The 12,737-nt window shown below is 40.4% G+C and carries 10 protein-coding genes; 3 read left to right on the plus strand and 7 right to left on the minus strand.

The window, feature by feature from the left end; all coding sequences use genetic code 11:
- Nucleotides 1-634: 634 nt before the first annotated feature.
- The 5 genes from P8O16_RS07220 to P8O16_RS07240 form a co-directional block, all read right to left on the minus strand.
- Complete coding sequence (locus tag P8O16_RS07220; protein ID WP_300312596.1) at nucleotides 635-1,195, minus strand: hypothetical protein; 561 nt, start codon at nucleotides 1,193-1,195, stop codon at nucleotides 635-637.
- Between the two features lie 95 nt (nucleotides 1,196-1,290).
- A complete protein-coding gene (locus P8O16_RS07225) occupies nucleotides 1,291-1,971 on the minus strand; it encodes a DUF4919 domain-containing protein (protein WP_300312598.1) in 681 nt (226 codons plus the stop codon).
- Nucleotides 1,972-2,107: 136 nt separating this feature from the next.
- Entirely contained in the window at nucleotides 2,108-3,817 is a 1,710-nt protein-coding gene (locus P8O16_RS07230) for a GMC family oxidoreductase (protein WP_300312601.1), read from the minus strand.
- Complete coding sequence (locus P8O16_RS07235; protein ID WP_300312604.1) at nucleotides 3,810-4,382, minus strand: gluconate 2-dehydrogenase subunit 3 family protein; 573 nt, start codon at nucleotides 4,380-4,382, stop codon at nucleotides 3,810-3,812. Before P8O16_RS07235 ends, P8O16_RS07230 begins: the two co-directional genes overlap by 8 nt.
- Nucleotides 4,383-4,470: 88 nt before the next feature.
- Nucleotides 4,471-5,850 carry a sulfatase-like hydrolase/transferase gene (locus tag P8O16_RS07240; RefSeq protein WP_300312607.1) on the minus strand — a complete coding sequence of 460 codons (1,380 nt, stop codon included), beginning with the start codon at nucleotides 5,848-5,850 and terminating at the stop codon, nucleotides 4,471-4,473.
- Between the two features lie 220 nt (nucleotides 5,851-6,070).
- Here P8O16_RS07240 and P8O16_RS07245 point away from each other — a divergent pair, with 220 nt between their 5' ends.
- From P8O16_RS07245 to P8O16_RS07255, 3 genes are all read left to right on the plus strand, one after another.
- Nucleotides 6,071-7,507, plus strand: coding sequence for a M23 family metallopeptidase (locus P8O16_RS07245; protein WP_300312610.1), 1,437 nt, complete (start codon nucleotides 6,071-6,073; stop codon nucleotides 7,505-7,507).
- Nucleotides 7,508-7,519: 12 nt separating this feature from the next.
- A complete protein-coding gene (locus P8O16_RS07250; RefSeq protein WP_300312612.1) occupies nucleotides 7,520-8,029 on the plus strand; it encodes a hypothetical protein in 510 nt (169 codons plus the stop codon).
- A 314-nt stretch (nucleotides 8,030-8,343) separates the two neighbouring features.
- On the plus strand, nucleotides 8,344-8,586 hold the full coding sequence (locus P8O16_RS07255; RefSeq protein WP_300312615.1) for a hypothetical protein: 243 nt from the start codon (nucleotides 8,344-8,346) through the stop codon (nucleotides 8,584-8,586).
- Between the two features lie 603 nt (nucleotides 8,587-9,189).
- Here the strand turns inward: P8O16_RS07255 and P8O16_RS07260 are convergent.
- Together P8O16_RS07260 and P8O16_RS07265 are read right to left on the minus strand one after the other, a co-directional pair.
- Nucleotides 9,190-10,533, minus strand: a complete 1,344-nt coding sequence (locus tag P8O16_RS07260) for a sulfatase (RefSeq protein ID WP_300312618.1) — start codon at nucleotides 10,531-10,533, stop codon at nucleotides 9,190-9,192.
- 93 nt (nucleotides 10,534-10,626) lie between these two features.
- Nucleotides 10,627-12,666: an alpha-L-fucosidase gene (locus tag P8O16_RS07265; RefSeq protein WP_300312620.1), complete on the minus strand. Its 2,040-nt coding sequence runs from the start codon at nucleotides 12,664-12,666 to the stop codon at nucleotides 10,627-10,629.
- Nucleotides 12,667-12,737: the final 71 nt, after the last annotated feature.

A 12,737-nucleotide genomic window follows, 5' to 3' on the forward strand; every position in this document is an offset into this window, starting at 1 on the left:
TTCCAAAAATTTTTTGAAAGCCTGTTTTTTTAACAGAATTCCAACTTCTAATCCCTCAAAAACCAGATGAGGTATTGATCCTTTCCTAATTTACCATTTTATAAAAATGAAATTAAATTTTTGGACAATCATTTAGCCCTTAATGACTTAAATCATATTCTTCGGCATTGAAATGAGATGTTTTAAAGACTAAAGGAACAGATAACTCCTAAAAAATGACAGAATCATCCTCTCCGGCGGAAATGTGGATTTAGGGAAATTGCCTTTTTGAGTTCGTCACCAAGTCAACAAAGGCTATTGCCAAGTACCCAAAGGGTTTTAACCACATAGGAGTAAAGCATAGTCAAAAATCGTTAAAGAATGAAAGCAATCTATTTTCCATAAGATTGGTCAATTAATATAACCAGAGAATCAAGTTGCCTTTTTGATTAAGAAAACAGCCCAAATCTTTCGACTTGGGCTGTTTTTGTATTTTTAAGATCGCATCGCACACTATCTTCGGCAGGTAAATCTAATTTATTGTCATAATTGTTCTTTTTGTAGTAGAAACAAGTACCTAAATTTCTTCTTTACACTCATTTTAATTTCCACAAAATCTACCATCTCATCTTTGTTGTTGAATAATTGATCCTTTTCAATCGAGAAACAGCAAGTCTTTCCTAGATACTTCTATCCATTCATTATTTTCCCATAGAAACATAAATGCCGTTAAGGGAGTAAGTTCACTATGATTACTATTTGATTTTATAATTAGAAATCCGATAGTTCTGGCTTTAGTATTGATTATTAAAGGACTAGAAATCTTTAGACTCCAATATTTATTGGATTTTTTTGGCCATTGTTTGATTGACTTTAAATTACACTCATCACTTATTGTCGTTTCGTAAGATGAATCAATTAATGTATCTAAAATATTCATATCAATTTTTTCACCAATAAGCGTAGATAAACTATCAGAAATTAATTGTCCACCTTTGATTAAAGGAAAGAAGACTGATTCAAGTTCTGAACCATTCCCTATTTCTTCAGAAAAGGCAAAGGTCTTATTCAAAATTTTATATTTCCCTTCGCCTTTCTCTAATAATACACAGACTTTATTCATTAGTTTTTCACTTTTTGTTTGTGCAGATAAGTAAATAGAGTTAGTCAAGACTATTAGTACAGCTAGAATAAGAGCACTTTTGGCCTTTTGCATTAGGGTCACCGAGAGTTTCATGTGTTTGTTATTCATTTTTAGCGGACACATATACTCTTGAAGGGTTGAAAAAAAGAATTACACATCCCAAACTATTATTCAATCTCTGACAATATTTTGCTCAATCCACCCATTCCATGGTCAATCACAAAATGAAGCGTTTTATTGTCTGGCGCATCAACCATCTCCAGAATATCTAAGAAGTATCCTTTTGCATCCTCGCCTGAACCCATAGTACCTATTTCTTTTTCATAGTATTTGGTGATCAACACATAACCATCAATAGGAGAAATCACAAAATAAGGGCGCTCTTTGGAGCCGTCGCCGGTAGACAAAATAGATTCCGCGATTAACTTAAATCTTGCTTCATACTTCTTCGTTTCCTGTTCATTTATAATCTTGGAATTTGCCTTCCAGAGGCCATAGTTAACCGACAAATCAACAGGGTTCATTTCGTAAACTAACTTCCCGTATTTCAAAAGTGTATCCGGTGAAACCTGATCTGTAGCTAAAAAAGATCTTTCCAAACCAACCATTCCATAGGCATTGTAGCTTTCTTGGGCAGTTTGTCCGATCAACAATCGAATTACTTCTTTCTTCGTGAAATTCTCTCCCTCTTCATTAAACCTGGATCTAAGACTTTCATAAAAATTGGGGTCGTCTTGAATTTTAGATAGTTTGTAATATTTAGGGTAGTCCTCTGAGTAAGTGAAGTTTTGAGAAAATACTCCAAAACTAATGACACTTAGCAGGAAGGTTGCAATCAGATTTTTCATGCTTTTTTTTGAAAGATAAACTATCTTTTAATTAATCAAAACGATTTTCTTTTTCCTTGATGATCTTAGAAATAAAAAAGCCCAAATCTTTCGATTTGGGCTGTATTTTTCATACTTATAACCTTAGCTTTCTGAATTACTTTTTGCTTTCTGCAACCGCATGATGCGCTGCTCTCGCCGCAAAAGCCATATAGGTCAAGGATGGATTCTGAGTAGACGTTGAAGTCATAGAAGCCCCATCTGTCACATAAACATTCGGAACAGCATGAAGCTGATGGTTAGCATTAAGCAGAGAAGTCTTCGGATCTCTACCCATTCGTATACCACCCATCTCATGGATATCTAATCCCGGTGCTTGCTTGCTGTCACTGGATTGAATATTCGTAAAACCAGCCTTTTCAAACATCTCGGTCATCTGCTCGATGTAATCCTTCGTCATCTTCTCATCATTGTCATCATAGTCAATGTTGATCTTCAACTGAGGCATTCCGTATGGATCTTTTAGATTTTCGTCCAAAGCCACATAATTAGTTTCTTTTGGGATAGTTTCTCCCATCATATGAGAACCTACACGCCAAGGCCCATATTGATCTGGATTGAGCAAGCTTTCTTTCAGCTCCATACCTATTCCACTATTATCCGATCTCACACCTCTTCCTCCAGAGAAGCCTGCAGCGTATCCACGAAGAAAATCTGTCTCCTGCTTATAGACATTTCGGAATCTTGGGAAATAGCCACTCGTTGGTCTTCCGCCGGAAGTGGCATATTCAGAAAGCCCCTCGTATTCTCCCGAAACACGTGCTCGGTAATTATGGAAAGCCACATATTTACCCATTAACCCATTGTCATTTCCAAGGCCATTCGGGAAGCGATTGGAAGTGGAATTCAATAAAATCAAATTGGTATTCAAGGCGGCTGCATTGATGAAAAGTACCGGAGCATAAAACTCCTCCATTTCTTTGGTATGCGCATCGATGATCCGTACACCTGTGGCTTTACCTAATTCCTCATCGTAGATCACCGAATGCACAATAGCGTCCGGTCTCAAGGTGAGATTTCCAGTTTTCAAAGCCCAAGGAATGGTCGATGAGTTGGAAGAAAAATAGCCTCCAAAAGGACATCCTCGCTGACAAAGGTTTCTATTTTGGCACATTGCCCGCCCTTGCTGGGCATAATAATCTGCATTTCCGTGAATATGCGCACAGCGTGAGGATATCATGTGACGGTCATTGCCGTAGTGTTTTTTGAGTTGCTCCGCAAAATATTTCTCCACCACATTCAACTCATAACCCGGCAAAAACTCCCCATCCGGTAAATTAGGTAACCCATCTTTGTTCCCAGATACCCCGGCAAACTTCTCCACATGGCTGTACCAGGAAGCAATATCCTTGTATCGAATCGGCCAATCCACCGCAAAACCATCCCGAGCAGGGCCTTCAAAATCAAATTCCGACCAGCGCTGTACTTGTCTTGCCCATAGCAAAGATTTACCTCCTACTTGATAGCCCCGGATCCAATCAAAAGGCTTTTCTTGTACATAAGGATGCTCTGCATCTTTTACGAAAAAATGAGCGGCGTCTTCATTGAAAGCATAGCACTTACTTACCACCGGATTGGCATCTTTCACTTCCTGAGGCATTTGTCCGCGATGCGGAAATTCGTAAGGAAGTAGGTTGGTGGTGGGATAATCTTTGATGTGTTCCACATTGCGACCACGCTCGATCATCAGGGTTTTCACGCCCAAGTCACAGAGTTCTTTTGCAGCCCAGCTTCCACTGATTCCCGAACCGACCACAATCGCTTCATAAGTTCGTTCTTGTTTACTTCTAATATTCAGATTAGCCATTGATGCGAGGTTTTTGAAGGTCAGTAATCAACACAGCACCATTGTATTCGCCAGGAATCAATGAGTATGGGATTACTTCGGTTTGAATGTATTCAGAGGCCATGTAGCCTTGGATAGTAAATCGCTTGGTTGTATTCAGGAAATAAGAAATTGCCTTGTTGGTCTGTCCCTCTTCGGTTTCTCCTCCTTCCAGTTTGGTGCCAGCTTGGATGATTTCCTCCTTCTTTTTTGTATCCAGTTTTTCAAAATTACTCCCACCTGTTTTCTTCACATAGTCAGGAAAAGCTGCAAACCCTTTGGTAAAAAGAGCCTGGTTTTCAGCGGTGTAACAATCGTTGATCATCACAAGGATAAAATCCGGAACCTCTAAATCCAAGGCTCCTTTGATTTCCCCTGCAGGAATAATCGTATTGGAAATATCACCGAGTAGCGTTTTTTGAGAAGCGGTGACTTTGAGTTTGTCGTATGCTGCGAGTATATCATCCGAACTGAAATCGCAGGAAGGAATCAGGGCGAGTCCTCCGGAGATTAGTGCCAGATGTCGCAGAGCAATGCGTCTGTTCATAGGTTTTCGGTTAATTTGAGTTTTGGGTTTGGGTGAATTCTCGCAAATAAGGTAAGGAAAATGTGACGTAAATGCCATTAAAAAACAGCTATCGGTCCAAAATCCCTTTTAGCCAATCTTCATGAAGTTTCAGCAGTTCGGCTAACACCTCGGAGTTTTCAGTTGCCAAATTCTTCGCTTCAGTACTATCTCGTTCCAAATTGACCAGATAGAGTTGATCGGCTTCGCCAAAAGTGAGTTTGTTCGTTGGGTCAGTGGGATTTCCCAAGAGCTTCCAAGGTCCTTTTCGCACAGCCCAAGAAGCTTTTGGATTCTCAGGATTTCCAGTCCCCCAGTGCATCAGATCATGTGGAGAAGACGCATTCTCAGAGATTACTTTTCGCAGACTTAGTCCGTCCAACTCAGTGGGGTTGGGGATTTCCACTTCGGCATAATCCGCTAAAGTCGGCAGCCAATCCACCGCTCCGGCCCATTGATGGCGAACTTCACCTTCAGGAATTTGCCCAGGCCAGGAAATAATCGCCGGAACTCGGATGCCTCCCTCGAGCATGCTGAATTTAGCTCCGGCAAAAGGTCCTGCATTTCCTCCACCGAAATAGGCTCGCTCTTCGGTACTGTGTCCGTGATCAGATTGAAAGACGATAATGGTATTTTCCAACTGGCCCGTTTGCTCCAAATGATCCAGCACATTGCCTACCAATTCATCTAGTGTGGAAAGGAATGCAGCATATTCACGGCGAGGGCTTGGCAGATTTTCATAATGCTTTAGCCAAGATTCGCGACCTTGATAAGGATAGTGTGGCATATTGATCGCCCAATAAATAAAGAAGGGATCAGCCGAAGGTTGGGTGAATTGCTTCACTTCCTCCACCATCAAGTCACCAAAGAATTGCCCTTCTCGATAGATTTCCTGCTCATTTTGGTAGAGATCATGAAGATTTGGCCCATTCCAATAAAAGAAGTGGGAATAGTTATCGATGCATCCCCGCTGGTGTCCAAAGAAATAATCGAAGCCCTGACCATTGGGTAATTTCTCTGGGTTATGTCCCAAATGCCACTTCCCAATAGCTGCTGTTCGATAACCTGCAGGTCGGAAAACCTCCGCCATCGTGATCTCCTCTGTTGGCAATCCAGACAATCCTTCCGGATCATTGTTTGGCGTATCGACATTCCCAAAAAGTCCAGCGTTGAAATTGTATTTGCCTGTCAACAAACTGGCTCGAGAAGGGGAACAAACAGGTGCCGCCGCATAGAACTGAGTAAATCGAACCCCCCGACTAGCCATTCGATCCAAATTTGGCGTAGCCAAATCCGTCGAACCGTAGCTATTCAAGTCTAAAGTCCCCTGATCGTCCGAAAGGATAATCAGGATATTTGGCTTGGCCGGTTTGGGGATTTCTTGGGCCTTTTTTCCACAGGAGAAAAGGAGAAAGGATCCTGCAAGGAGGATGTTGCCTAAATATTTCATGCGTTTTATTTATTTCTTATAATCCAAACTAGATCAAAAACCTTCAAAAAATACCCAATACTGGTTATTGTTTTTTAAAAATATTCTTTTTCATAAAAATTTAGTTTGGATAATAATAATAATAATAATAATAATATGTTGCCAGTGTCCTTAGTTCAGAAGAAGGTCTTATGAATAATGGATAGCCTTGGCCAAGGTTTCATTTTACTTAAAAATAAGTATGAAACCAAAAGGAAGATTTTCCCATTTAAAATGGGTAGTTGCTTTAGGGTTAATTGCCCTAATCGGAAGCTGTATTGAGCAAGAACTTGAGTTAGATCCTACCTCAAAAATTGATGAAACCCTAATTTCAAATGCTCAAAACTGGTACAGGACTAGTCCTGTCACGTCTGGAAACCAGAATTTCAGAATTAATAATTTGATAGCTGGGGAGCCGGATTGGAAAAAGTCCATAGAGTATATCCATAAGGGAAGAAAAGTGCTGGAAATCCCCGTGAACCTTTCTGTAAAAAACCTCTTTGCACAAGGAAATAAAAATTTTAAAAAAAATTCTGGCGATTATCGAATTCTACTTTTCCAACTGCAAGAGAATCAATTCAAACCTTATTTATTTAAGATCGAAAATGGCGAAGATTCATTTGATTCAAAAAACAAAAATTTGAAGCATCTCAATCTGAACCAGATTCCAAAAGATTTCAGCGGCAAATATATGTTTTTCAATTTGGATGGAGGATTCGTTGGTTCTTGGATTATAGAATCAGGGGAAAGAACCAGAGCAGAATCGTATCGAAAACCAGCTCCTGCTGAATCAGGAAAAAACAACGCAAGAACATCCGATTGGAACTACACCTGTGAGGTGACTACTATTACCACCTATGTCCAGGCGGGAGATGGCGAACCCGAGGTCGTGGCACAAATTGAACTTTGGGATTGTGAATTTACACAGGTTCCAGAAAAAATAGCCCCACCGGATAGTGGTCCTGGTACAGGAGGAGAAGATCCAGGCTGCTACGAGCCTAATCCGTTTATGGAGGGTCAAGTGGTGCCTTGTGGATCTTTAGATCTGGACTGCCCTTGCTGCAAAGCTCCTCTTAGTGAACGGGTACTATGTGAACAACTATCTCCACCTTGTGATGATATACCAACATATTCAATTGCTATACAGAATACTACTGCTTGGACAGGTAAAAATAGTGGAAGATATTCTGCAACAGCAAGGAAATATGATGATGGATCTCCAAAGCCACATTGGGGCCTAGATATTGCTACTACTCCAGGCACACCTGTATTTAGCGTTCATCCTGGAGTTGTGGATGAAGTAGTCTCTCATATTACTCCAAATAAATATATAAGCAGAAGTTTAGGAAACTATGTGAAAATAAAATCAATAGATTCAAACGGGGAAGTGTTTTATCTTTCATATAATCACTTGAATTATGTTTGGGTTGGTAAGGGTGATGTTATTGAAAAAGGGCAGGCAGTAGGTTTGTCTGGAGCCACAGGCAATGCTGGAGATCAATACGTAAAGAAACATGTCCACATTGAGGCAACAAAACTTAACTCAAATAGCAAACAAATAAGAGTTAACCCAGAAAACTACATGAAATTTCGGTATGATTCCCAAGGGAATGTTTCTTTTAATCCTTGTAATAATTAAAATATTTAAAAAATGAAAAACATATTCTTCACAGTTATATTGACAATGGTTGCTGCTTTTAGCTCTCACGCCCAATTAATTCCTAAAACTCCAAAAACCACCTCACTTGATGTCAATAATTTGACTATCAAAAAAATATCAAATTCAAATACTATTGATATTTTTGATGGAATTGAAAAGGTTATTCAAATGTTTGGTTCTCCTACTTCATCACAACCCTATGTTTTTGAAATGGATGAAAAGGTTGGTACACTGTACAAGTATTCTGGAAATGAGTTCTATTTTACTGATAGGCTGTATGGGTTTGAATTGAACTCAAGTGCATTTGCTATTGGAAACAACAATGTTTATCTTAAAGTAGGGGATAAAACAAGTATGATAAGTAATTTTTTACCAAGCTACTCCGCAGGTAGTGTGGATAACGTTATTTATTTAAAAAATGGAGCAGAATATGTGAGTTCTGCAATAAGTATAAAATCAAATAATAATTTAATTACAAGGATAAGATTGATTTACTTTTGATAAAGTAGATTTTATAATTATTGAAGTAGAAAAAAATTAAACCATTATCTAAATTGAAGCTCTAGAAATAGAGCTTTTTTATTCAAGATACAAGCAGTGAAATCAAAGTTACTTATCCCCCTCTTTTAAAAAAACTGAAAGGAGGGTGATTTAATTTAAAAAATAAAACTTATCCTCCTATTTAGAGTAATCCTACTAGTTTCGATGAATACAATTATTGTTTTTAATTTAGAAACTGGAAAAATAATTGATATTATAGTATGATACCATTCGAACTTAAAAAGCACTTTTGGAAACCAATAATCCTCATTTTAATGCTTTTCGTTTCTCCAGATGTTTTTTCCCAAGACATCTCAGGCTCCTATCGATGGTGGGTGGATGATGGCGAAAGTAGTTTTGTAATTGACCTAAGCCCAAAAAATTCTATAAGAGGGTCCATACCAACTAGTTTCAAAGGCGAACATTGCGGGGTATACTTTGAGGGGAAAAGAATGGACTGTAGCTATGAAGAATACTCCATAGCTCTCCATAAGGTGTTTGAAAATGTATTTTCATGAAGAATTTTAAGTGCCTATTCAAGGACCCTAAGCGAAATCAAAGTCACTTATTTCCCCGAAACCAAAAATCTACGATGGCAAGTCACTAAACAAGGAGAAGGACAAACCTATTTCCCAAAAGATGTAATAATGGATTAAAATGCTCCTAATTTCCTAGCGTTTTTTAATTTTTTTTGGGGGTTAATCTTTATGGTTCTTCCCCTGACTTTAGTGAGGAAGTAAAATAGGTTTTGGACTAAAACTATATGGTATAAAGAAGGATACTTATTTTACTAAAGCGAAGTTTGAACCTTCCAAGCTCATAAAGCCAAATTCTAGCCATTTATCTTTGTCACTTTTTGGCGGCCAAAAAGTGACCAAAAAGCCCTGAGCCTCAGTTTTTTCTTTCCGCTGTCAGCTTTATTTATTGATATGATGTGAAGAAACAGCGGAATTTTGTGCTGCCTTGCGCACCTAAAAATGACTGGATCTCCCTCGTACCTTGGGAGCTAAGTCATTTTCTTAACGGCTTGCAAACCAGCCCAAAACCGAAAATCCCGAAAGGCTCACCCATCCGGAAATTAACCTCCAGTGCCAATTACCATAAAATAATCAAGTTTCAATTTAATTCGGGGTAGAACCATCTTTATCATAAAAACTCGGATTAGCCGCAGCCTCAGCATTGAATTTTTGGATCAATTCTTCCAATTGCTTCACCATTTCAGGATTGGCCGCAGCAAGATTATACTTTTCCGAAGGATCAGTATCCAGATCAAAAAGCAAGGGTAGAGGATCTAAAAAATAGCTTTCACCCGTTTGGCTGTTCGTGCGAATATGAAGTTTCCACTTCCCCTGCCTGACGGCAAAAACGGTATTATCGAAACCAAAATAGAAGAAGGTTTCAGAATTCGCTTTTGCTCCGAAATTCGGGTTCAGATTCCCACTAAGATTCACTCCATCTACAATTCGGTCCGTAGGAACTTTCGCTCCTCCCAACTGCATGGCTGTCGCATAAATATCTTTGGTCGCTCCCAAATTCATCTCTACCGAACCCGCAGCTATCGTCCCCGGCCACCAAGCTATGGAAGGTTCGCGCTGCCCGCCCTCCCAAGTGCTTCCTTTCCCATCTCGGAAGAGTCCGGCCGAGCCAGCCTGATCTCCTTTGATGATCCAAGGCCCGTTGTCAGAAGTAAACCAAACCAGCGTATTTTCAGCCAATCCATTTGCTTTCAAATAAGCTAAAATCTGCCCCACCGATGCATCAATTTCTTCAATTACATCTCCATACAAACCTCGTCGGGATTTACCTTGATAAGCTTTCCCCGGGAAAAGTGGCACATGCGGCATCGCATAGGGCAAATAGATAAAGAAAGGTTGATCCCTATTCTTTTCCATAAACTGGATAGCCCGATCCGTATAAAGCTGAGTCAATTTGGTCTGATCTGGATTGAGTTCGAGCGTGTCATTGCCAGACATGAGTGCGATATCCGGCCATTTTGGAGGGATCATATCATTGCTATAAGGCAAACCCACATATTCATCAAAGCCATTTTGGAGCGGTAAAAATTCGGGTTTAGTCGTGCCGAGGTGCCATTTTCCAAACATGGCAGTAGCGTAGCCTTGGGATTTTAGGCCTTCTGCCAAAGTCAGTTCCTTTGGATGAATTCCTCGTGGCGAATCCGGATTAAGTACCCAACCAAAGCCAGATCTTCCCGGATATCTTCCGGTCAGTAATCCATATCGACTTGCTGTACAAGCAGGAGAAACAGAATAAAAATTACTCCAGCGCATTCCTTCCATCGCCATCTGATCCAGATTGGGTGTGCGAATCGTCGGGTGACCTGTGATTCCCAAATCGCCATAGCCCATATCATCCGCAAACAGGATGATGATATTAGGTTTTTGCTTTGCAAAGCATGGTGCAAATACAAAAGTCAAAAGGAAAATTAAAAGGAATAAATGTTTCATATGATTATAATTTCTTTTTAATGGCCATATGGAATCTCGCAAGGTTTATAATAATCCTAGGGTGTGACTTTTTAGTCCTGCTCGATTTCATGATTATCGGGTCAAAATACCTAGTTCGGCGAAAGTGGCTGAATTTCCATCAGTGGTTTTAATAGCTTTCAGACGAATAAATCGCGCTAAAACCGGATCAAATCGTACTTCCTGCTGAATGGGATTATTGGCAATATTGGCGAATTCACCTTTGGTAACAGACTTCCAACTTTTCCCATCAGCCGAAATCTCAAACTCATAATTCTGAATAAATCCACTGGGATATCGTGCCTGCATGGGGAAATAGGTAAAGCCTTTGATTGTAATAGACTCTCCCAAATCGATGGTTAACTGATTATCCGAGCTAGTCCAGAAAGTACCTGAATTTTCATCAATGGCTTTTTCAGCGTCTGTCTCCATGGCCTTCCAATTGACTTTAGCCAGATCCAAGTTCACTTCCAAAAGCTCACTACTTTCTTCCCTATTTGGATCAAAACTCAACACCTTCAAGGTTCTGGCTTCCAGCAAAGGAATCGGATTCAAATAAGTTTGAGTCGGTTCACTTCCATCCAAACTATAGCGGATTTCCAAATCCTCATCTGACTGAATTAAGGTGACCTCGCCTGATTTATCCCGCTTGATGCTAGGCGGAAGAAGCAGTGTCGGCGCATGATAAATTCCAAGTTCAGAGATTACAGGAATTCCTTTTCCGTCCAAGAAATTGATTCGGACTTTTTGAGCTTTTTGCAGAGGAAATCTAAGGATTCGCTTATAACCGATGGTAGTTCCCTCGGCGATTTTCTCCCAGTTTCCATTGACTTCCTTTTCCAGTGAAAAAGCTTTTTGTCGCTGACCCAAAGGGGTGAATTCTTGTAGCAACAGTCGATTGAACTCAGATTCTTTCCCAAAGTCTAAATCAAGACTAGCGGAAATCATCCCATCCGAAGTAGTCCAGTAGGTTGCATAATCTTCGTCCAAAACTTTCGCAGCTTCATATCCTTTACCCCGACTTTCACTTGCAGAAATCACCGCTTGTGCAGCTAAGTTGACCGAAAAGTCAGCCTTGATTTTCTTTCCCAAGGCCAAAATCGCAGCTCCATCTTTTTCATGAATCAATCCCCGTCGGTCTACTGGAAAATTGATCAGCATGGAGCTATTTCTTCCGATACTGTTGTAAAAAATTTCGACCAGCTGAGGCAATGTCTTCACTTTATGATCCTCATAAGCATGGTAATACCATCCCGGACGAATGCTCACATCCGACTCCGCCGGCACCCAATGCGTCCCGTTTTCCTGGCCATCCGCCCATTTTTCTGAATATTCCGGCATTCCGGCATAAACCGAATCCCGCATCAAATTTGACCATGTAGTCTCGTAAGCAAAACCCTGCTCATTGCCCACCCAGCGTACATCTGGCCCGGCATCGCTAAACATCATGGCTCCCGGTTGAAGGGTTCTAACCAGTTCATGAGTCGTCGGCCAATCGTAATAACTGAATTTATCTACCGTACGCGTCTCATTTGCTCCTCCGTACCAGCCATCTCCACCATTGGCACCGTCAAACCAAACTTCAAAAATATCCCCATAGTTGGTCAACAACTCGGTGAGCTGATTTCGCATATAGGTGATGTATTCCGGCTTGCCATAATCAGGATGATTTCGATCCCAAGGAGAGTAATAGATCCCCACTTTCAAACCATACTCCCGACAAGCATCTGCAAACTCTCTGATCAAATCTCCTTTTCCATCACGCCAAGGGCTATTTTTTACCGAGTGCTCCGTGTAAGCAGACGGCCAAAGTACATAACCATCGTGATGCTTGGCCGTAATGATCAAGCCTTTCATTCCAGATTCCGATGCTATTCTTGCCCATTGGCGGGCATCCAGTTCAATCGGGTTAAATTGTTCGGGTTTTTCATCCCCAAATCCCCATTCCCGATCTGAGAATGTATTCATATTGAAATGAATGAAGCCGTAATATTCGAGTTCTTGCCATGCAATCTGTCTAGCATCCGGAATAGGCAAAACCGGTTCTGGGGGAGCAGCTTTCTCTTGGCAAAAAGAAAGGATAAGTAAGCAAAGGGGCCAGAATAGTTTTTTCATAAGGTGATATCAAAGTAGGATATTAGCCATTTTGGATGGAAATCGGAAGGGGATTTTGATTTAGGTAAAAG

It is taken from the genome of Algoriphagus sp. (assembly GCF_029254265.1).
Taxonomy (GTDB): domain Bacteria; phylum Bacteroidota; class Bacteroidia; order Cytophagales; family Cyclobacteriaceae; genus Algoriphagus.